Here is a 20,833-nt window from a genome sequence, read left to right on the forward strand (position 1 = left end):
GATGTTTATGCGGACCAAACCCTACTGGACGCTATTTGGGGTCGCGCGGGGAGGGTGCCCAACGCGCCGCTACTGACCCCGAAGGGATGGATCCGCCGTCCGGGGGACGGGCCATCCGGCCCTGAATGGCGCACTCCGGCGGACAACTGACGGCCCCTGACCTCGGGCGTCCCCGGCCGCCGGTTAGCGTGGCCGGATGCCGTACTTCGACACCGCCTCAGCCGCTCCGATGCACCCTGTGGCCCGTCAGGCGCTGCGGGCCGCCCTGGACGAGGGCTGGGCCGACCCGGCCCGGCTGTACCGGGAGGGCCGCCGTGCCCGGTTGCTGTTGGACGCGGCGCGCGAGGCCGCCGCCGAGGCGGTGGGCTGTCGCCCCGACGAGCTGGTGTTCACTCCTTCGGGGACGCACGCGGTTCACACGGGCCTCGCCGGAGCCCTGGCCGGACGCCGGCGGGTCGGCGGGCACCTGGTGGTGTCGGCGGTCGAACACAGTTCTGTACTGCACGCCGCCGAGGTGCACGCGGCCGGCGGAGGCACGGTCACCGAGGTGCCGGTCGACCGCTTCGGCGCGGTCAACCCGGCGGAGTACGCCGCCGTGCTCGGCCCGACCACGGCGCTGGCCTGTCTCCAGTCGGCCAATCACGAGGTGGGCACCGTCCAGCCGGTGGCGGAGGTGGCCGAGGTGTGCGGCGCGGCCGGGGTGCCGCTGCTGGTGGACGCGGCGCAGTCGCTGGCGTGGGGCCGGGTGGAGGGCGGGTGGTCGCTGCTCACCGCGAGCGCCCACAAGTGGGGTGGCCCGCCCGGGGTCGGGCTGTTGGCGGTCCGCAAGGGCGTCCGGTTCTCCCCCCAAGGCCCCTCGGACGAGAGGGAGTCGGGCCGCTCCCCCGGTTTCGCCAATCTGCCCGCGATCGTGGCGGCGGCGGCCTCGCTGCGGGCGGTGCGCGCCGAGGCCGATGTGGAGGCGGCCCGACTGCGATTGCTGGTGGACCGGATCCGGCGGCGGGTGGCCCGGCTGGTGCCGGACGTGGAGGTGGTCGGCGACCCGGACCGGCGGCTGCCGCACCTGGTCACGTTCTCCTGCCTGTACGTCGACGGGGAGACGCTGCTGCACGAGCTGGACCGGGCGGGCTACTCGGTGTCCTCCGGCTCCTCCTGCACCAGTTCGACCCTGACGCCTTCGCACGTGCTGCGCGCCATGGGGGTGCTGTCGGAGGGGAACGTACGGGTGTCCCTGCCGCCCGGGACCACCGCCGACGACGTGAACGGCTTCCTGGAGGTCCTGCCGCGCGCGGTGGCCGACGTCCGGGAGAAGCTCGGGGTGAGCGAGCCGGAGCCCTGCGCGCCGGTCGCGGACGCGGTGCGCCTCGACGCCCTGGGGCTGCGCTGCCCCCAGCCGGTGATCGAACTGGCCCGGGCGATCGTGACGGTACCGGTGGGCGGCACGGTGACGGTCGTGTCGGACGACGAGGTCGCCCGCCTGGACATCCCGGCGTGGTGCGCGATGCGCGGCCACGCCTACCTGGGCGAGACGGCGGCCGAGGTGGGTGTGGCGTACGCGGTCCGCCGGCTGCGCTGACGCCGTCGGGGGGCATGCGGACGGCTGGGGGCACGTGGACGGCGGCGCGGCGGGAGTGCTCCCGCCGCGCCGTCGGGTGGCCTTACGCCGAGAGGTGGGACCGGACCTCGGCCGCGGCCTCGTCCCCGTACGCCTTCGTGAAGCGCTCCATGAAGTGCGCCCGCGCCAGCGTGTACTCCTGCGTGCCCAGCGTCTCGATGACCAGCGTGGCGAGCATGCAGCCCACCTGCGCCGCCCGCTCCAGGCCGACGCCCCAGCCCAGGCCCGTCAGGAAGCCGGCGCGGAAGGCGTCGCCGACGCCCGTCGGGTCCACCTTCGCGGTCTCCTCGGGGCAGCCGACGACGATCGGCTCCTCGCCGACCCGGTCGATCCGCACGCCCTGGGAGCCCAGCGTCGTCACCCGGGTGCCGACCTTGGCCAGGATCTCCGCGTCGGTCCAGCCGGACTTCGACTCGATGAGGCCCTTCTCGTACTCGTTCGAGAAGAGGTAGGTCGCGCCCTCCATCAGGGTGCGGATGTTGTCGCCGTCCATGCGGGCGATCTGCTGCGAGAAGTCGGCGGCGAAGGGGATCCCGCGCGTGCGGCACTCCTCGGTGTGGCGCAGCATCGCCTCGGGGTCGTCGGCGCCGATGAGGACGAGGTCCAGCCCGCCCACCCGGTCGGCGACGGCCTTCAGCTCGATCAGCCGGGCCTCGCTCATCGCGCCCGTGTAGAAGGAGCCGATCTGGTTGTGGTCGGCGTCCGTCGTGCAGACGAAGCGCGCGGTGTGGAGCACCTCGGAGATCCGCACGGACTCGGTGTCGACCCCGTTGCGGTCCAGCCACGCGCGGTACTCGTCGAAGTCCGAGCCGGCCGCGCCGACCAGGACGGGGCGGCTGCCGAGCTGACCCATTCCGAAGCAGATGTTCGGGCCGACACCGCCCCGCCGTACGTCGAGGTTGTCCACGAGGAAGGAGAGGGAGACCGTGTGCAGCTGGTCCGCGACCAGCTGATCGGCGAAACGGCCGGGGAAGGTCATGAGGTGGTCGGTGGCGATGGAGCCGGTGACTGCGATGCGCACGGCGTGGATGCTCCTGCGGAGGGCGGCAAGGGGGACATTCAAAACTACCCGTTCCCCGGCGCCAGGCCGACCGTACGAAACTACCCCGTAGTAGGCCTTTCTTCGCCTGCCGAGCCGGGCCTACGGTGCCTTCATGACCTACAGCGATGGCTTCGGGTACGCCGACCACACCGCCGAGATCCGTCCCGGTTTCGCACGCCTGCTGGGTGATTGCGCCCGGATGGCCCCGCACTGGGCGGTCCCGGTGGGCCCGCGTCCGGACCGGGTGGCACCGTCCCAGATCCACGGCATCAGTGTCCCGCCCTCCTCGGCCCGGCTGATCGCGTCCACCGCGGAGTACGGCGACTAGGTCGTCTCTTTCGGATCCTGCCTGACCCGGTCGCTCCCGGGGGGAACCGGTTTCGCCCCTGTCCCGTCACACCCGCGTCACGTACGACGGGACGAGTGAAGGAGCGATTCGGTGACCAGCGAAGAACCCGACACAGCACGCGCCACACGACGGCGGCCGGCCTGGGCCATCGGCTCGATCGCGGCCGCCGTCCTGCTCGCGGGTGGCGGTACGGCCTTCTGGGCGTCGACGGCCCACGGCGACGGATCCGGCGCCGGGCGGACGGGCGAGCGCACGGCCGCCGCGGCACGCGAGGCCGGGACCCCGTCGGGGCCGGGGATCGCCCCCGGCGAGCCGGACCCGTCCGGCGGCGGGGTGACGTACCGCGCGGACGTGAAGCTGCCCGAGGCCCCGGCGAAGGCGCCTGCGTTCGCCGCGTCGGGCGAGGTGACCTCCGAGGAAGTGGCGCGGCTGGCGGGCGCGTTGGGCGTCACCGGCGCGCCCCGGCTGTCGGGCGGGCAGTGGTTGGCCGGCGAGGGCGCCGACGGCTCCGGGCCCCGGCTGACGGTCGCCCTCAAGGCTCCCGGCACCTGGACGTTCAACCGCTTCCAGCCGGGCGGTGACAACGGCGGGGGCGGGGACGACTGCAAGCGTGGTCAGGACACCTGCGGACCGGCCACCCTTCCGAAGGACCCGCAGGAGCCGCAGGGCTCCACCGGCGCCACGCCGGTCTCCGAGGAGGCCGCCAAGGCCGCCGCGGCCCCGGTGCTGGCCGCCGCGGGTCAGGCCGGCGCGAAGCTGGACGCCCGCCTCGCGCAGGGCTCGGCCCGGGTGGTGACCGCGGACCCGGTGATCGGCGACCTGCCCACGCAGGGCTGGTCCAGCAAGGTCAGCGTGGGTCCGGACTCCCGGGTGGTGGCGGCGAGCGGCGAGCTGAAGGCGCCGGTCCGGGCCGCCGAGCAGTCGGTGGTCGGGGCCGTCGAGGCGCTGGCCCGGCTGAACGCCCAGAAGTCCGGTTCGAACGGTACGGGCACCGGCCCGAGTGGCTGCGCGACCTCGGTGCCGCTGACTCCGGACACCCCGGTCGGGGCGACCGACACGCTGCCCTGCAACCCGGAGCCGCGCCCGATGAAGCCGCCGCGGACGGAGACCGTGCGGGGCGCCGTGCTCGGGTTGGCGCCCGGGACCGTCGACGGTACGCGGGGCCTGGTCCCGGCCTGGCACTTCGAGGTGGCCGGCAAGGACGGCGCGGCGGGCCACACGGTGGTCCAGCCGGCGTCGGCCGAGGAGAGCACCGCTCCGGCGCCGGTCCCGCCGACGGGGGGACGCACCGTGCCCGGGTTCTCGTACGCCGAGGCCGACCGGAAGCTGACCGTGAACTTCTGGGGCGGGGTGTGCAGCGCGTACGCCGTGGAGGCGCGCGAGGACGGCGGGTCGGTACTGGTGAAGATCACCGACACCCCGAACAAGCCGGGCCAGAACTGCATCATGATCGCGGAGGAGATGTCCCGGACGGTGACCCTCAAGGAGCCGCTCGGCGACCGGAAGGTGGTCGACGCGACCACGGGCAAGCCGCTCCCCCGCGGGTGAGCCGGAGGGATGCCGTCGCGGCGGCGTCCCGGCAGGGACCCCGACCATGCGAGCCCGACATGCGAGAGGGCCCGCGCACCGGTCGTACTCGACCGGTGCGCGGGCCCTCGTCGTACAGGCTTAGCTGAACGAGTCGCCGCAGGCGCAGGAGCCGGTGGCGTTCGGGTTGTCGATGGTGAAGCCCTGCTTCTCGATGGTGTCGACGAAGTCGATGGAGGCACCGTGGAGGTAGGGCGAGCTCATCCGGTCCGTGACGACCTTGACGCCGTCGAAGTCCTTGACGACGTCGCCGTCGAGGGAGCGCTCGTCGAAGAAGAGCTGGTAGCGCAGGCCCGAGCAGCCACCGGGCTGAACGGCCACGCGCAGCGCCAGGTCCTCACGGCCTTCCTGCTCCAGCAGGGTCTTGACCTTCACGGCGGCGGCGTCGGACAGGAGGATGCCGTCGCTCACAGTGGTCTTGTCGTCCTGTACGGACATCTGCATTCACTCCCGAAGTGGGCGGCTCCCCGCCGGAGGCTGGGGAAACGTCGGACTCTTGCCGTCGGTGGCAACCAGCGCGATGGCGGATTCATTCCGGGTCCCGCGCCTTGTCTCGATATTCATGCTCGCACACCGGCACGGGGGGACGTACCTGACGGACGGGAGAGTTCCGGGGCGGGCGAATGCGTCACATCGACGCTATCGGGCATCGTCAAACTGACGTGAAGCGGTTATGATAGATAACGTCAAATAGACGAGAAGTCGAAGCGCTTCCTCGGAAGTACCTAGTCGCAGAACAGAAAGGGTGCGTGTCGTGACCACCGCCCAGCCTTTGGACGTCCAGCCGACGCCCCTTGCCCTGCTGCTGCTCGGCCGCGAAGCCGACCCCAAGAGCGAGCGCGGGGTGGAGTGCCCCGGCGACCTGCCCTCGCCGTCGGACCCGAACCTGGTGGCCCGCGCCCGCGCGGCCAAGGAGAAGCTCGGGGACAAGGTCTTCATCCTCGGCCACCACTACCAGCGTGACGAGGTCATCGAGTTCGCGGACGTCACCGGCGACTCGTTCAAGCTGGCGAAGGACGCGGCCGCCAAGCCGGAGGCCGAGTACATCGTCTTCTGCGGCGTCCACTTCATGGCCGAGTCCGCGGACATCCTCACCTCCGACGACCAGAAGGTCGTCCTTCCCGACCTCGCGGCCGGTTGCTCGATGGCCGACATGGCCACCGCCGAGCAGGTCGCGGAGTGTTGGGACGTGCTGACCGAGGCCGGGATCGCGGGCGACACCGTGCCGGTCTCCTACATGAACTCCTCGGCCGACATCAAGGCCTTCACCGGCAAGCACGGCGGCACGATCTGCACGTCGTCCAATGCCAAGAAGGCCCTGGACTGGGCCTTCGAACAGGGCGAGAAGGTGCTCTTCCTGCCCGACCAGCACCTCGGGCGCAACACCGCGGTCCGCGACATGGGCATGTCGCTGGACGACTGCGTGCTCTACAACCCGCACAAGCCGAACGGCGGCCTGACCGTCGAGCAGCTGCGCGACGCCAAGATGATCCTGTGGCGCGGGCACTGCTCGGTGCACGGCCGGTTCTCGGTCGAGTCGGTCGAGGACGTCCGCGCCCGCATCCCCGGCGTGAACGTCCTGGTCCACCCGGAGTGCAGGCACGAGGTCGTGGCGGCCGCGGACTACGTCGGCTCCACCGAGTACATCATCAAGGCGCTGGAGGCGGCCCCGGCCGGTTCCAAGTGGGCCATCGGCACCGAACTGAACCTGGTCCGCCGCCTGGCGAACCGATTCGCCGCAGAGGACAAGGAGGTCGTCTTCCTCGACAAGACGGTCTGCTTCTGCTCGACGATGAATCGCATCGACCTGCCGCACCTGGTCTGGACCCTGGAATCCCTCGCCGAGGGCAACCTGGTCAACCGGATCGAGGTCGACAAGGAGACCGAGAGCTTCGCGAAGCTCGCCCTGGAGCGCATGCTCGCGCTTCCGTAGCGATCCGCTCGAACGCGGGTCGTCCGTGAACGGAGAAGGGGCGCCCGGCGGCAAGCCGGGCGCCCCTTCTCCGTTCCCGAACGCCCGCCGCTCTCGCACCACGGCCCGGGTCCCGGCCCCCGTACGCGTACGGGGGCCGGGACCCGGGGTCCGGCGCGTCAGACCTTGACCGGGGCGTCGTCCTCGGTCGGGGCGGAGCTGGAGACCACCGTCAGGCGGGCCCGCTTCTTCGCCCGGCGGCGCTCCTTGAACAGCTCGACCATGGTGTAGAGGGTCGGCACGAGCAGCAGGGTCAGCAACGTCGAGCTGACCAGGCCACCGATCACCACGACCGCGAGCGGCTGCGAGATGAAGCCGCCCTCTCCGGTGACGCCGAGCGCCATCGGGAGCAGCGCGAAGATCGTCGCGAGGGCGGTCATCAGGATCGGGCGGAGCCGGTGGCGGCCGCCCTCGATGACGGCCTCGACGACGCCGAGGCCCTGGGCGCGGTACTGGTTGACCAGGTCGATCAGGACGATCGCGTTGGTCACCACGATGCCGATGAGCATCAGCATGCCGATCATCGCCGGGACGCCCATGGGGGTGCCGGTGACGATGAGCAGACCGAGCGCACCGGTCGCCGCGAACGGCACGGACACCAGCAGGATCAGCGGCTGGACCAGCGAGCGGAAGGTCGCGACCAGCAGCATGAAGACGATCGCGATGGCCGCGAGCATGGCCAGGGCCAGGGAGGCGAAGGCGTCGTCCTGGTCCTCGGAGACGCCGCCGATCGAGGCCGTGGCGCCTGCGGGCAGGTCCAGCGCCTTGATCTTGCCCTGGAGCTCCGTGCCGACCGCGCCGGTGTTGTCGCCGACCGGCCTGGCCGTGATGGTGGCGGCGCGGGCGCCGTCGATCCGGGTCATCGCGACCGGGCCGGGCACCACCTTGACCTCGGCGATGTCACCGAGCTTGACCGGGCCGATCGGGAGCGCCTGGAGCTGGGCCAGGGTGGTGGCCGGCTGCGCCGACCTCACGAGGATGTCCCGCTCCGTGTCGTCCAGGACGGCCTTGCCCGCCGGGGTGCCCCGGACGGACTGGGCGACGATCGCGCCCAGGGTGGCCTGGTCCAGGCCCGCCTCGGCGGCCTTGGGGCCGGCGACCACCGAGATCCGGGGCACCGACTGCGAGAGGTCGCTCTGCACGTCGGTGACGTCCTTGAGCTTCGCCACCTCTGCCTGGACCTGCGCGGCGGCCTTGGCCAGCACGTCGGCGTCGCCGGCCTTGACGACCACGCTCAGGTTGGAGCTCCCGAAGCCGCCGCCCGCGATGATGCGGGTGTCGCCGACGCCGTCGAGCGCGGCGAGCTTGGTCTCGATGCTCTTCTTGACGGACTCCGCCTTGCCGGAGTCCTCCAGCGTGACCTGGTACGAGGCCTGGTTGGAGCCCGTGCCTCCGCCGAAGGCCGCCATGAAACCGGAGGAACCGACGGTGACCTGGTAGTCCTTGACGCCGTCGACCGAGGCGAGGACCTGCTCGACCTTGCGGCTCGACGCGTCCGCGGCGGCCAGCGAGGTGCCGGGGGCCAGCTCCTGCTTGACCGTCAGGGTGTCCTGCTCGCCCTGGTCGAAGAAGTTGGTCTTCAGCAGCGGGGACATGGCGAAGGTGGCGACGAGGACCACGACGGCGATGGCCACGCTGGTCAGCCTGCGGCGGGTCGCGAAGCCCAGGACGCGCACGTAGAAGCGCTGGAGCCGGCTGCGGGCCTCCTTCTCCTCCGCGTCGCGGCGGGCCTTGTCCGGGTCCTGCGAGGTGCCCTTCGGGGCGCGCAGGAACCAGTACGCCAGGACCGGGACCACCGTCAGCGAGACGAGCAGCGAGGCCAGCAGGGCCGCGGTGACGGTGAGGGAGAAGGAACCGAAGAGTTCGCCGATCATCCCGCCGACGAGGCCGATCGGCAGGAAGACGGCGACGGTGGTCAGCGTGGACGAGGTGACCGCGCCGGCCACTTCCTTGACGGCGGTGATGATCGCGGCCTCGCGCTCCTCGCCGTAGCCGAGGTGCCGCTTGATGTTCTCCAGGACCACGATCGAGTCGTCGACGACGCGCCCGATGGCGATGGTGAGTGCGCCCAGGGTCAGCATGTTGAGCGACAGGTCGCGGGTCCACAGCACGATCAGCGCGAGGACCACGGACAGCGGGATGGAGACCGCGGTGACCAGGGTCGAGCGCAGGGAGCCGAGGAAGACCAGGATCACGATCACCGCGAAGAGCAGGCCGAGCAGGCCCTCGGTGGTGAGGCTGGAGATGGACTTGGCGACGGCCGGGCCCTGGTCGGTGACCACGGCCAGGTCGGCACCGGAGCCGAGGGTGGAGCGCAGCTCGGGCAGCTTGTCCTTGACGGCGTCGGAGATCGCGACGGCGCTGCCGTCCTTGTCCATGGTCAGGACGAGGGCGAGGCTGGGCTTGCCGTTGGTGCGGGTGATCGAGACGGCCTGGGCGGCCTCCTGCTTCACCGCGGCCACGTCGCCGAGGCGGACGGCCGGCTTGCCGGGGCCGGGGCTCAGCCGCAGGTCCTCCAGCTGGGCGAGGGAGGTGTAACCGGCGCCCACGCGGACGGTGCGGTTCTTGCCCTCCTCGTCGAAGGAGCCGGCCGGCATCGTGGCGCCGCCGGCCTGGAGGCCCTTGTTCAGCGCGGCGGCGTCGAGTCCGGCGGCCGCGAGCTTCGCGTTGTCGGGGGTGACGGTGACCTGGAGGTCCCGTACCCCGTCCACGGTGACCTGGCCGACGCCCTCGATGTCCGAGAGGACGGGGACCACCGAGGCCTCCAGCTGGTCCGCGAGGGCCTGCTGGTCCTTGTCCGAGGTGACGGCGAGGATGACGGTCGGGATGTCGTCGGTGGAACCGGCCACCACCTGCGGGTCCACGTCGGCGGGCAGCCGGACGCGGGCCCGGTTGACGGCCTGCTGGACATCGGCGACGAGCTGCTTGGTGCCGCTGTCGCCGTAGTCGAAGGTCGCCATGACGAGGGCGTTGCCCTCGCTGGCGGTGGAGGTGATGCCGGTGATGCCGTCGACGCCCTTGAGGGTGCTCTCGATCGGCTCGATGACCTGCTTCTCCACCACGTCGGGCGAGGCGCCCTGGTAGGGCGCGAGCACGGACACCATCGGCAGTTCGATGGACGGCAGCAGTTGCTGCTTGAGCTGCGGGACGGCTATGGCGCCGAAGAGGAGCGCGATGATCGACACGAGGCCGATCAGTGCTCTCTGGGCCAGGCTGAAGCGGGACAGCCACGACATGGTGGATGATCTCTCATTCGGTGACGGCGGCGAGGTGACACCGTCAGGGACAAGCGAGGGCCCCTCAGCCTTTCGCATCCGGGGGCGCCGCTTCGTCGCCCCCAGGTGCCGTACTTACGGGCGGCATACCGCGCCCGCAGTACGCCGTACTACTGCGCCGCCCCGAACTACCGCGCGCCGTCGGCCCGGGCCCGCACCAGGCCCGATTCGTACGCGACGACCACCAGTTGGGCCCGGTCGCGGGCGCCCAGCTTGGCCATGGCCCGGTTGACGTGGGTCTTGACGGTGAGCGGGCTGACCTCCAGGCGGCCGGCGATGCCGTCGTTGGACAGGCCCGCCGCGACGAGTACGAGGACCTCGCGCTCGCGCACGGTCAGCGTGGCGAGGCGGGCGGCGTGCGCGGAGCCGTCGGCGGGGACGTCCGGGTGGCCGCCCTGCGCGAGGAAGGTGGCGATGAGCCCCTTGGTGGCGGCCGGGGAGAGCAGGGCCTCGCCGGCGGCGGCGACCCGGATCGCGTTGAGCAGCTCGTCCGGTTCGGCGCCCTTGCCGAGGAAGCCGGAGGCACCCGCGCGCAGGGCCTGGACCACGTACTCGTCCACCTCGAAGGTGGTCAACATGACGACGCGTACGTCGCGCAGTTCCGGGTCGGCGCTGATCATGCGGGTGGCGGCCAGCCCGTCGGTGCCCGGCATCCGGATGTCCATGAGGACCACGTCGGCCCGTCGTTCGCCGGCGAGGGCGTAGGCCTGGGCCCCGTCGGCGGCCTCGCCGACGACCTCCATGTCGACCTCGGAGTCGACGAGCACCTTGAACGCGCTGCGCAGCAGCGCCTGGTCGTCGGCGAGCAGCACCCTGATGGGCCCACCGCCCGGCATTCCCGCCACCGTGTCGTCCACCCCCCGAGGGTACGTCCCCGGGTTCCGGGACCGGTGGCGGGGAGACGCCGCGTACGTCCCCACGGGGTGCTCCGCGGGGGTCAGCCCAGGGCCAGGACCACGAGGACCGCGGTGGCCGAGACCTCGGACAGGGCGCCGAAGACGTCACCGGTGACCCCGTCGAAGCGGCGCACGCAGCGGCGCAGGAGCAGTTCGGCGACGGGCAGGGCGACGAGCACCGCCGCAGCGTGCTGGGCCGCGGCGGGCAGCCCCAACGGGAGGGCCGCGGCCGTGCAGGCCGTCACCGTGAGGAGGGTGACGAGGACGGCCGAGCGGAGCGGGACCACGCTCGCGACCGCCGCGCCCAGGCCTCCGGGTCGGGCGGCCGGTACGCCGTCGCGGGCTGCCAGGGTCATGGCGAGTCGCGCGGTGACGGCGGCGAGGACGGTGGCGAGGGCGCCCCGTACCCAACTGTCGGCGTACACGTTGGCCAGTGCCGCCACCTGCACCAGGAAGACCACCAGCAGGGCGATCACCCCGAAGGGGCCGATGTCGGACTGCTTCATGATCCGCAGCGCCTCTTCGGCGGGCTTGGCGCTCCCCAGCCCGTCGACCGTGTCGGCGAGTCCGTCGAGGTGCAGCCCCCGGGTCAGCGCGGCCGGCACGGCGACGGTGACGGCGGCGGCCAGCAGCGGCCCACCGCCGAGGACCAGCAGAAGCACCCCGGGGACGGCCGCGAGCAGACCCACGGCGAGTCCGGCGAGCGGTGCGCAGGCCATCCCGGTACGGGCGGCCGGCCGGTCCCACCGGGTGATGCGAGCGGGCAGCACGGTGAGGGTGCCGAACGCGAAGCGGACCCCGTCGACGAGCGGGGCGCGCTCGGGCGGCGGCGACTGCGGCTGATCTTCGAACGAATCTTTCATCGGCGCGAACGCTACCCCGCCGCCGCCGGGGTTGAATTGCGCATTACCCGCCACGGTGGAAGGTGGTGTCATGGGTCACTGGTGGTACCGCAACATCCTGGAGCCGGGCAAGCTGCCGCTGCTGCTCGCGCTGCTGTCGTTCGTCCTGTCGTTCCTGATCACCCGGGTGATCACCCGCCTGATCCGGGCGGGGCGGGGGCCGTTCAAGAACGTCACGCCGGGCGGCATGCACATCCATCACGTCGTGCCGGGCGTGATCCTGGTGATCATCGGTGGTTTCGGGGCCGTGAGCAGCGGCCGGCAGGGCTTCGGGGCGCTGCTCTCGGCCGTGCTCTTCGGCATCGGCGCCGGGCTGGTGCTGGACGAGTTCGCGCTGATCCTGCACCTGGACGACGTGTACTGGAGCGAGGACGGCCGCAAGAGCGTGGAGATCGTGGTCCTGACCGCCGCGCTGGTGGCGCTGATGCTCGGCGGGTTCCTGCCGTTCGGGGTCAACGACCTCACCCCCGAGGAACGGCAGAGCCGCGGGGTGGTCGTGATGAACATGGCCGGCAACTTCTTCCTGGCGCTGATCGCGCTGTGGAAGGGCAAGACGCGGACCGCGATCTTCGGCACGGTCGTGCCGTTCGTCGCGCTGATCGGCGCGGTCCGCCTCGCCCGGCCCACCTCCCCCTACGCGAAGCGCTTCTACACGAACCGTCCGAAGGCGCGGGCCAAGGCGGGGCTGCGCGCCTTCCATCACGACCGGCGCTGGGCCTCGCCTCGTCGCAGGTTCGAGAACTTCATCGGCGGGACGCCGGACCCGGAGCGGATCTCGCTGGAGAAGGGCCCGGACTGACGGGCGTACGGACGGACGACGGGCCCGCCCCCGAATGTGGGGCGGGCCCGTCGTCCTGCGGTGTCGGTGTGCCCGGGTGCCTGGGTGCCTGGGTGCGTGCCGTCGGGTGCGCGGGGGTGACCCGGGGATCAGCCCGGGATCAGTCCGTCGTCGCTGAGCATCTCCCTGACCTCGTCCAGGCTCGCGCCGGGCGCCGGGAGGATCAGCTCGGACGGCTCCAGGGCGTCGTCCGGGAGGGGCTCGCCGAGTCTGCGGACCGCGTCGAGGAGCGCGGCCAGCGTGCGCCGGAACCCCTCGCCGTCACCGGACTCCATCTCGGCGAGCAGTTCGTCGTCGAGCCTGTTCAGCTCGACGAAGTGGCTGTCGGCCAGTTCCCACTGGCCCTCCCCCATGATGCGGACAATCATGACGGGCCCGTCCTACTGCTTGTCGAACCGGTGCGGGGTCTGGGTGGGCTGGGCGTCGCCCGGGGCGCCGCCCTCGATGGCCTGCTGCCGGTCGGCCGGGCCGCCCGCCAGTTCGGCCTTCATCCGCTGGAGTTCCAGCTCCACGTCCGAGCCGCCGGAGAGGCGGTCCAGCTCGGCCTGGATGTCGTCCTTGGAACCGAGACCGCTGCGGTCGTCCAGGGCGCCGGAGGCCAGCAGCTCGTCGATCGCGCCGGCGCGGGCCTGGAGCTGGGCCGTCTTGTCCTCGGCCCGCTGGATGGCGAGGCCGACGTCGCTCATCTCCTCCGAGATGCCGGAGAAGGACTCCGCGATCCGGGTCTGCGCCTGGGCCGCGGTGTAGGTGGCCTTGATGGTCTCCTTCTTCGTGCGGAAGGCGTCCACCTTGGCCTGGAGGCGCTGGGCGGCGAGGGTCAGCTTCTCCTCCTCGCCCTGGAGGGTCTGGTGCTGCACCTCCAGGTCGCTGACCTGCTGCTGGAGCGACGCGCGCCGGGACAGGGCCTCGCGGGCCAGGTCCTCGCGGCCGAGCGCCAGTGCCTTGCGGCCCTGGTCCTCCAGCTTCGTGGACTGGCCCTGGAGCTGGTTCAGCTGCAGTTCCAGGCGCTTGCGGGAGGTCGCGACGTCGGCGACACCGCGGCGTACCTTCTGCAGCAGTTCGAGCTGCTTCTGGTACGAGTAGTCGAGGGTTTCGCGCGGGTCCTCGGCCCGGTCAAGGGCCTTGTTCGCCTTCGCGCGGAAGATCATCCCCATACGCTTCATGACACCGCTCATGGGCTTCGCGCGCCCCCTTCTAGACGGACTTCGCTCCAGGTCACCAACAGAACCCACAGTACGGGCCCTGTCTCCATTACCGCACTGTTCGAGAACGAATGCGCTCCTCCTCCAGGACGACTACGCCGCCGCCGTGTCAGGCGTAAGGAGTAGGTGGTCCCAGGAGATCCCCGGAGGGGCCCGCCCGTCACAAGAACCCTGCACAAGGGAAGACGCCCGCCGTTGCCGGATCGTTCCCCACCGAGGTGGGGAGCGTGCCCTTGACCACGTAGGCTTGGTTTCGTGTTTGGTAGCCGTTCCTCCAAGGAAGAAAAGGCCCCCGCCACCGACAAGGTGAGCGCCGACCTTTCGCAGCCCCGTGACCCCCAGGCCCCGAAGGGCCGCCCGACGCCGAAGCGTGCTGTGGCCCAGTCGCAGCGCAAGGCAGTGGTGGCCTCGACCGGCAACCGGAAGGAGGACGCCAAGCGGGCCCGTGAGCGCCGTCGCGTGGAGATGGCGAAGCAGCGCGAGGCCCTCGCCAACGGCGACGAGCGCTACCTGCCCGCCCGCGACAAGGGCCCCGTCCGCCGCTTCGTCCGCGACTTCGTGGACTCGCGCTTCTCGGTCGCCGAGATGTTCCTGCCGCTGGCGGTGATCATCCTCGTGCTGAGCATGGTGCGGGTCGAGCGGCTCCAGAGCATCGCGCTGGTGCTGTGGATGGGTGTGATCGTGCTGATCCTCCTCGACTCCGTCGGCATGTTCATCCGCCTGCGCAAGGCCGTCAACGAGCGCTTCCCGGACGAGCCCAAGCGCGGCGCCGTCGCGTACGGCCTGATGCGCACCCTTCAGATGCGCCGGCTTCGCCTGCCGAAGCCGCAGGTCAAGCGTGGGGAACGGCCCTGAGCGCAGCGACGCCCGCATCCGGGGCGTCGGGGGGCGACGTGGCCGACTTCTCCGGGGGATCCCGACTGTGGCTTGAGGGCCTGGGCGGACTGCGCAACGCGGTCCGGCAGGAACTCGTGGGCCGCCAGGTCGACGAACAGATCGCGCACCGCTTCCCGGTCGGGCAGCGACTGCGCATCCTCGACGTGGGCATGGGCCAGGGCACCCAGGCCCTGCGCCTGGCGCGCGCCGGGCACAAGGTGACCGGCCTGGAGCAGGACCCCGACATGCTGGCGGTCGCCCGTGAGGCGCTGGCGGGCGAGCCGGCGGGCATCCGCGACCGGGTCCGGCTGATGGAGGGCGACGGCCGGGAGACCGGTGCGCACTTCGTGCCGGGCAGCTTCGACGTGGTGCTGTGCCACGGCGTCCTGATGTACGTACCGGAGCCGGACGCCATGCTGGCGGGGCTGGCCCGGATGCTCGCTCCGGGCGGGCTGCTGTCCCTGCTGGTGCGCAACGGCGACGCGCTCGCCATGCGACCGGGGCTCGGCGGCGACTGGAACGCCGCTCTGCGGGCGTTCGACACCGTCGACTACACGAACCGGTTGGGTCTGGACGTGCGTGCCGACCGACTGGCGGGTCTGACCGCCACGCTCTCGGGGATCGGGGCTCCGCTCCAGGCCTGGTACGGGGTGCGGGTCTTCACCGACGGCACCGAGGCCGGGAACCACCTGCCGGACGAGGCGGAGATGGAACGGTTGCTCGCCGCCGAGGACCGGGCCGGACGCACCGACCCGTACCGCGCGGTGGCGGCGCTGTTGCACCTGTGCGGTGTGCGGGGCTGAGCCCGCACACCGCGGCGGCGGGCGCCGGTCAGGCGTCCAGGGCCTCGCGCAGGCTCATCGTGTACAGCTCGGTGCCCGTGTCGTCGGACAGCTTCACCTTCTCGGTGCCGCCCTCCAGCAGGTCCTTCCAGTACTCACCGATCCAGGACTCCGCGTCCCCCTGCGTGGTGAACTCCTCCGGCACCACCGACGGGGTCGTCTCGCTGCCCTCGGCCGTCTCGAACCGCCACGTCCACGCCATGTCCGCCTCCGTTGCTCGTCCACTGTTCGCGCGTCGATCGTCCGGCGCGCACCCGCGTTGTTCGCCTTGAGTCTGCCCGCAGAGTAGCCGGGCGAGCACCACTCCCGCGGACGCGGGAGGATCATCGGGTGGAACTCACTCTGCTCGGTACCGGTACCCCCGAAGGACTGCCCCGACCCGGCTGTCCCTGCGCCGCCTGCGCGGTCTCCGTCGGCCCCCTCTCCAGGGCGGCGACCGCCGTGCTCGTGGACGGCGCGCTGCTGCTCGACCTGACCCCCGGGGCGGTGTTGGCCGGGGCCCGTGCGGGGCATTCGCTGGCCGGTGTGCGGCAGGTGCTGCTCACCCATCCGCACGACGGGCCCCCCGTCGAACTGCCACCGGGTCTGCCGGCGGCGGGGCGGGTCCCGGACGGGCAGGAACTGTCGGTGATCAGTGGTCACCGGGTGCGGGCGGTACCGATGGACACGCCGGGCACCGGGTACGAGGTGACCGGGCCGGACGGCAGCCGGCTGCTGTACCTCCCGCCGGGCGGGGCGCCGGCCGGTCTGGGGTCCGGGCGCCCGGAGTCCGGGGGCCAGGCCGGGCAGCGTCCCTACGACGTGGTCCTCGCGGACGTGCTCGGCCGGCCGGAGGCGGTGGCGCGGCTGCGGGCGAGCGGCGCGCTGGGGCCGGCGACGGACCTGATCGCGGTGCACCTGGACCACGACGACCCGCCGGGGCGGGAGGCGGAGCGCCGGTGCGCGGCGGTCGGGGCGCGGGTGGTGCCGGACGGCACGACGGTGGCGGTCGGCGAGTACCACGCGGCGCCGGAGGTGCCGCGGCGCACGCTGGTCCTGGGCGGCGCCCGGTCCGGCAAGTCGTACGAGGCGGAACGCCGGTTGGCGGGCTTCCCCGAGGTGGTCTACGTGGCCACGGGCGGTTCCCGCGACGGGGACACGGAGTGGGCGCAGCGGGTGGGTCTGCACCGGGAGCGGCGGCCGGCGAGCTGGCGGACGGTGGAAACCTGCGCGCTGGTCCCGCTGTTGGAGAACGACGGCGGCCCGCCGCTGTTGATCGACTGTCTGGCGCTGTGGCTGACGGACGCGATGGACCGGGCCGGGGCCTGGGACGACGAGGTGTGGGCGGGCGGCGGGCAGCGGAAACTGCGCGAGTCGACCGAGGAGTTGGTGGCGGCGGTCCGCGCGACCCGTCGTCCGGTGGTGCTCGTCAGCAACGAGGTCGGCTCGGGAGTGGTCCCCGCGACGTCCTCCGGTCGACGTTTCCGTGACGAGTTGGGGCGGCTCAACAACGCGGTGGCGGCGCAGTGCGAGCACGTCCTGCTGGTCGTGGCCGGACAGGCGGTGGTCCTGAAGGGTTGACGTCGCCGACGAGGTCGCCCGCGGTCGGTGAAATCGCCCCCGGCACACCGACGGCGAGGCCCCGGGAGGGGCTTGGGGAGGGCCTCACCGGCTGTACGCTCTGGCAGATGACCACGCTGAATCTCGACGACTTCTCCGATCTGATCGAACGCCCCGACGGGGGCGTCCGGCGTGACGCCGAGGATCGCCGTGAGCGGCTGGCGGTGCCGCCCGGCGCGCTGGGCCGGCTCGACGAGCTCGGCGAGTGGCTCGCCGCGGCTCAGGGGCGGGTTCCGGTCGGGCAGATCGAACGGCCCCGCGTCGTGCTGTTCGCGGCCGACCACGGCATCGCCGCCGAGGGGGTCTCCGCGCGGACCGCGGGCACCGCGCACGAGCTGGTGCGCGGCGTGCTCGACGGGACCAGCCCGGTGGCCGTCCTGGCGGCGCGGTTCGGCGCCGGCGTACGGATCGTCGACACCGGCCTGGACTGCGACCCGGGGCTGCTCCCCGAGGACGTCGTGCGGCACCGGGTGCGGCGCGGCAGCGGGCGGATCGACGTCGAGGACGCGTTGACGGTCGAGGAGGCCGAGGCCGCGCTGCGGCTCGGGATGCGGGTCGCCGACGAGGAGGCCGACTCGGGAACCGATCTCGTCGTGCTCGGGGACCTCAGTGTCGGCGGCACCACGGTGGCCGCGACGCTGGTCGCCGCGCTGTGCGGGACGGACGCCTCGGTCGTCACCGGTCGTGGGGGCGCCCCGATCGACGACCTGGCCTGGATGCGCAAGTGCGCGGCGATCCGCGACGCCCTGCGCCGGGCCCGTCCGGTCCTGGGCGACCAGGTGGCCCTGCTGGCGAAGGTCGGCGGCACGGACGTCGCCGCGATCACCGGCTTCCTGCTCCAGTGCGCGGTGCGCCGTACACCGGTCATCCTCGACGGGCTCGTCTCGGCGGCCTGCGGGTTGGTGGCCCAGAGGGCCGCGTTCCGGGCCCCGGACTGGTGGTTGGCCGGCCAGGCGAGCGGCGAACCCGGCCAGGCGAAGGCCTTGGACAGGATGGCACTCAACCCCGTGCTCGACCACGGCGTCACTGTGGGCGAGGGAACAGGGGCCTTGCTGGCCCTCCCCCTCGTTCAGGCGGCCGCCGCACTCGCTGCGGAACTGCCCGAACGAGCGGTGGAGGAGCCGACGGACTGAATTCACCGGGCGCCACCGGCCTGACCAGTCCGGGGCGCTCGATCCGCCCGTGGACGGTGACGCCCCATATCATCGCTTTTCATGGGAGAGGTCCGCTTGACCAGCGCAGATACCACAACGGCAGTAAACGGAAGAAAAGAGTCCGGCGGCGATCCCGCCGGCAGGGGGGAAACAGGCAAGGGGGATCCCGTGGCCAAGGCGGAGGCCCGCAGGGGCAGCAAACCGTCACGGCGCGGCGCCGCCTTCGCGATCTGGTACCTGCGCGTCGTCACCTTCGTGAACTTCCTCAGCGCGGTGTGGCTTTCGCTGGGGCAGGACCTGCGCCGGCACAACACCGCCGACTTCTACACCCCGTACCTGCTCACGGCGGGCTTCGCCTCGGGGCTGTTCTCGCTGATCCTCGCCGTCACCATGGGCCGCCGCAAACGGGCCGCCTGGATCCTGAACCTGGTGATCAGCGGCATGCTGCTGTTCGCCTTCGCCACGGCGGCCTTCGCCCCGTGCATCGGCGGGGACTACGACTTCTGCTACCCGGAGTTCCGCGACCACGCGCAGAACTGGGTCTCGCTCGTCCTGACCGCGGCCTTCGTCGGCGCCCTGTTGCTGGGCCGCCACGAGTTCTACGCCAAGGGCGACCGGTCCAACCCGAAGCTGGCCACCGCCGTGGCCGCCGTCGGCCTGCTGCTGACCTCGCTGGTCGCGGCGCTGCTCGTCGGCGCCACCAACACCGACCCGGACCGGGCCGACGCCACCTTCCTCGCCCGCTGGAAGTACGGCGCGATGCGGCTGATCACCCTTGAGCCGAACGACCGGGCCTACGACGGGATCGCCACGCCGGCGTGGGTGGACGTCTTCGTCAACGTCATGTCGATGCTGCTGCTCCTCGCCGTGCTGTTCGCCGCGTTCCGCTCGCGCCGCGCCGTGGACCCGCTCACCCCCGAGGACGAGGACCGGCTGCGGGCACTGCTCGCCAAGCAGGGCGACCGTGACTCGCTGGGCTACTTCGCGCTGCGCCGCGAGAAGTCCGTCATCTGGTCCCCCACCGGCAAGGCCGCCGTCACCTACCGCGTCGTCGGCGGCGTGTCCCTGGCCTCCGGCGACCCGATCGGCGACCCCGAGGCCTGGCCCGGCGCCATCGAGCCCTGGCTGGCCGAGGCCCGCGAGCACGGCTGGGTGCCGGCCGTCATGGGCGCGAGCGAGGAGGCCGGACAGATCTACGCCCGACACGGCCTGGACGCGCTGGAACTGGGCGACGAGGCCATCGTCGAGACCGCCGAGTTCACGCTGGAGGGCCGCGCCATGCGGACCGTCCGGCAGGCCTACAACCGGGTCAAGCGCGCCGGGTACACGGTGCGGATCCGCCGGCACTCCGACATCCCGACCGAGGAGATGGACGTACTCCTCGTCCGTGCCGACGACTGGCGCGACGGCGCGACCGAGCGCGGCTTCTCGATGGCACTGGGCCGGTTGGGCGATCCCGACGACGGACAGTGCGTGATGCTGGAGTGCTTCGACGGCAACGGTGAACTGCGGGCCGTGCTGTCCTTCGTGCCGTGGGGACCCAAGGGGCTCTCGCTCGACCTGATGCGCCGCGACCGGGATTCGGAGAACGGTCTGATGGAGTTCATGGTCATCGAACTCCTGGAGCGGTCAAAGGAGATCGGCGTCACACAGGTCTCACTGAACTTCGCGATGTTCCGCTCCGTCTTCGAGCGGGGATCGAAGCTCGGCGCCGGTCCGGTGCTGCGGATGTGGCGCTCGTTGCTGAGCTTCTTCTCGCGCTGGTGGCAGATCGAGTCCCTCTACCGGGCCAACGCCAAATACCGGCCGATCTGGGAACCGCGGTTCATGCTCTTCGAGAAGAGTTCGGACCTGCTGCGGATCGGTGTCGCGGCGGGCCGGGCGGAGGGCTTCCTCGAAGCTCCCGGCCTGCCGAAGTGGATGCACCGCAGACACCTGGAGACCAAGCGTTGACGAACTCCTCACTGCGGCGGTTCGCCCGCCGCGAGTGGGGGCCCCTGTTCTGGACGATCCGGGACTCGCTCGCCCGCGAGAAGTGGCGGGCGATCCCGATGACCCTCGGCGCGGTCTGTCTGACCTCGGTCTTCCAGATCGTCCAGAACACCTCTTGGGGCTTCCAGCCGGTGCAGGACCTCGGTTCGGTCAAGGCCGTCGATCCGCTCTGGCTGGCGCTGTTGCGCACGCCCCTGTCCCTCTTCGTCCCGGCGCTCGACCTGCCGGTGTGGGGGGCGCTCGCGCAGATCCTGCTGGTCTTCGGGATCTCGGAGATCTGCATCGGCTGGTGGCGCACCCTGGTCGTCGGCTACGTGGCCACCCTCGCCGGCACCACGTACGCCCGGATCGGTCTCTCGCTGGGCCCCGACCACCCCTTCGGTCTGCCGGTGTCCGACCGCGTCGTCAACGACACGGGGCCGTCGGCGGCGGTCGTGGGCCTGGCGATCTACGTCTGCTGGCGCTACCGGGCCCACCTCACCGGCGCCCTGGTGATCCTGGTGATGATCGGCGAGGTGCTGATCAAGGACAATCTGGCGGGCAAGGAGCACCTGGCCGCCATCGCGGCCGTCATGGTGGTGTGCGTGGTGCGCGCGAAGTGGGGGCCGCGGCGCTCCCGGGCCCCGCTGGGGCAACACCCGCCGCCCGCGTCGAGCGCACCGCCGGGGGCGTGACGCCTCCGCCTCCGTCCT

19 protein-coding genes are annotated in these 20,833 nt (G+C 71.9%); 11 read left to right on the forward strand and 8 right to left on the reverse strand.

The window, feature by feature from the left end; translation table 11 throughout:
* Positions 1-196: 196 nt before the first annotated feature.
* The gene (locus ACQEVM_RS27125; RefSeq protein ID WP_433083257.1) at positions 197-1,576 is read left to right on the forward strand and encodes an aminotransferase class V-fold PLP-dependent enzyme; all 1,380 of its coding nucleotides are present in this window, start codon (positions 197-199) and stop codon (positions 1,574-1,576) included.
* 82 nt (positions 1,577-1,658) lie between these two features.
* Here the strand turns inward: ACQEVM_RS27125 and ACQEVM_RS27130 are convergent, their stop codons facing one another.
* A complete protein-coding gene (locus ACQEVM_RS27130) occupies positions 1,659-2,636 on the reverse strand; it encodes a carbohydrate kinase family protein (protein ID WP_053676072.1) in 978 nt (325 codons plus the stop codon).
* Positions 2,637-2,769: 133 nt separating this feature from the next.
* Here ACQEVM_RS27130 and ACQEVM_RS27135 point away from each other — a divergent pair, with 133 nt between their 5' ends.
* Complete coding sequence (locus tag ACQEVM_RS27135; RefSeq protein ID WP_433083259.1) at positions 2,770-2,985, forward strand: hypothetical protein; 216 nt, start codon at positions 2,770-2,772, stop codon at positions 2,983-2,985.
* A 111-nt stretch (positions 2,986-3,096) separates the two neighbouring features.
* Positions 3,097-4,554, forward strand: coding sequence for a hypothetical protein (locus ACQEVM_RS27140; RefSeq protein ID WP_433083261.1), 1,458 nt, complete (start codon positions 3,097-3,099; stop codon positions 4,552-4,554).
* Between the two features lie 120 nt (positions 4,555-4,674).
* Here ACQEVM_RS27140 and erpA read toward each other — a convergent pair whose 3' ends face one another.
* Complete coding sequence (gene erpA, locus ACQEVM_RS27145) at positions 4,675-5,031, reverse strand: iron-sulfur cluster insertion protein ErpA (protein WP_053676136.1); 357 nt, start codon at positions 5,029-5,031, stop codon at positions 4,675-4,677.
* A 307-nt stretch (positions 5,032-5,338) separates the two neighbouring features.
* On the opposite strand from erpA, the gene nadA reads away from it, so the two are divergent.
* Positions 5,339-6,526, forward strand: coding sequence for a quinolinate synthase NadA (gene nadA, locus ACQEVM_RS27150; protein ID WP_433083263.1), 1,188 nt, complete (start codon positions 5,339-5,341; stop codon positions 6,524-6,526).
* 158 nt (positions 6,527-6,684) lie between these two features.
* Here the strand turns inward: nadA and ACQEVM_RS27155 are convergent, their stop codons facing one another.
* The 3 genes from ACQEVM_RS27155 to ACQEVM_RS27165 all read right to left on the reverse strand — a co-directional run bounded on the left by ACQEVM_RS27155 (position 6,685) and on the right by ACQEVM_RS27165 (position 11,599).
* Entirely contained in the window at positions 6,685-9,801 is a 3,117-nt protein-coding gene (locus ACQEVM_RS27155; RefSeq protein WP_433083265.1) for an efflux RND transporter permease subunit, read from the reverse strand.
* A 167-nt stretch (positions 9,802-9,968) separates the two neighbouring features.
* Positions 9,969-10,676, reverse strand: coding sequence for a response regulator (locus tag ACQEVM_RS27160; RefSeq protein WP_433085394.1), 708 nt, complete (start codon positions 10,674-10,676; stop codon positions 9,969-9,971).
* A gap of 101 nt (positions 10,677-10,777) precedes the next feature.
* A complete protein-coding gene (locus ACQEVM_RS27165; RefSeq protein ID WP_433083267.1) occupies positions 10,778-11,599 on the reverse strand; it encodes an adenosylcobinamide-GDP ribazoletransferase in 822 nt (273 codons plus the stop codon).
* A gap of 70 nt (positions 11,600-11,669) precedes the next feature.
* Between ACQEVM_RS27165 and ACQEVM_RS27170 the strand changes: the two genes are divergently transcribed.
* Complete coding sequence (locus ACQEVM_RS27170; protein WP_433083269.1) at positions 11,670-12,437, forward strand: hypothetical protein; 768 nt, start codon at positions 11,670-11,672, stop codon at positions 12,435-12,437.
* 128 nt (positions 12,438-12,565) lie between these two features.
* Here ACQEVM_RS27170 and pspAA read toward each other — a convergent pair whose 3' ends face one another.
* Both pspAA and ACQEVM_RS27180 read right to left on the reverse strand, forming a co-directional pair.
* Positions 12,566-12,844 (reverse strand): PspA-associated protein PspAA, encoded by a 279-nt coding sequence (gene pspAA / locus ACQEVM_RS27175; RefSeq protein ID WP_433083271.1) that lies wholly within the window; start codon positions 12,842-12,844, stop codon positions 12,566-12,568.
* 12 nt (positions 12,845-12,856) lie between these two features.
* On the reverse strand, positions 12,857-13,651 hold the full coding sequence (locus tag ACQEVM_RS27180) for a PspA/IM30 family protein (protein WP_433083273.1): 795 nt from the start codon (positions 13,649-13,651) through the stop codon (positions 12,857-12,859).
* Positions 13,652-13,933: 282 nt separating this feature from the next.
* Here ACQEVM_RS27180 and ACQEVM_RS27185 point away from each other — a divergent pair, with 282 nt between their 5' ends.
* Complete coding sequence (locus ACQEVM_RS27185) at positions 13,934-14,533, forward strand: DUF3043 domain-containing protein (RefSeq protein ID WP_433083275.1); 600 nt, start codon at positions 13,934-13,936, stop codon at positions 14,531-14,533.
* A gap of 80 nt (positions 14,534-14,613) precedes the next feature.
* Positions 14,614-15,357, forward strand: coding sequence for a class I SAM-dependent methyltransferase (locus ACQEVM_RS27190; RefSeq protein WP_433085396.1), 744 nt, complete (start codon positions 14,614-14,616; stop codon positions 15,355-15,357).
* 28 nt (positions 15,358-15,385) lie between these two features.
* On the opposite strand, the gene ACQEVM_RS27195 is transcribed toward ACQEVM_RS27190, so the two are convergent.
* The gene (locus ACQEVM_RS27195) at positions 15,386-15,598 is read right to left on the reverse strand and encodes a hypothetical protein (RefSeq protein ID WP_053676083.1); all 213 of its coding nucleotides are present in this window, start codon (positions 15,596-15,598) and stop codon (positions 15,386-15,388) included.
* A gap of 128 nt (positions 15,599-15,726) precedes the next feature.
* On the opposite strand from ACQEVM_RS27195, the gene ACQEVM_RS27200 reads away from it, so the two are divergent.
* The 4 genes from ACQEVM_RS27200 to ACQEVM_RS27215 all read left to right on the forward strand — a co-directional run bounded on the left by ACQEVM_RS27200 (position 15,727) and on the right by ACQEVM_RS27215 (position 20,815).
* Positions 15,727-16,956 carry a bifunctional adenosylcobinamide kinase/adenosylcobinamide-phosphate guanylyltransferase gene (locus ACQEVM_RS27200; RefSeq protein WP_433083277.1) on the forward strand — a complete coding sequence of 410 codons (1,230 nt, stop codon included), beginning with the start codon at positions 15,727-15,729 and terminating at the stop codon, positions 16,954-16,956.
* Between the two features lie 116 nt (positions 16,957-17,072).
* Positions 17,073-18,128, forward strand: a complete 1,056-nt coding sequence (gene cobT / locus ACQEVM_RS27205) for a nicotinate-nucleotide--dimethylbenzimidazole phosphoribosyltransferase (protein WP_433085398.1) — start codon at positions 17,073-17,075, stop codon at positions 18,126-18,128.
* A gap of 81 nt (positions 18,129-18,209) precedes the next feature.
* Positions 18,210-20,102 (forward strand): phosphatidylglycerol lysyltransferase domain-containing protein, encoded by a 1,893-nt coding sequence (locus ACQEVM_RS27210; RefSeq protein WP_433083279.1) that lies wholly within the window; start codon positions 18,210-18,212, stop codon positions 20,100-20,102.
* Positions 20,099-20,815 (forward strand): hypothetical protein, encoded by a 717-nt coding sequence (locus ACQEVM_RS27215; protein ID WP_433083281.1) that lies wholly within the window; start codon positions 20,099-20,101, stop codon positions 20,813-20,815. The genes ACQEVM_RS27210 and ACQEVM_RS27215 overlap by 4 nt, the downstream gene beginning before the upstream one ends.
* Positions 20,816-20,833 lie beyond the last annotated feature (18 nt).

The organism is Streptomyces sp. CA-243310, assembly GCF_050936775.1.
In the GTDB taxonomy this organism is placed as follows: domain Bacteria; phylum Actinomycetota; class Actinomycetes; order Streptomycetales; family Streptomycetaceae; genus Streptomyces.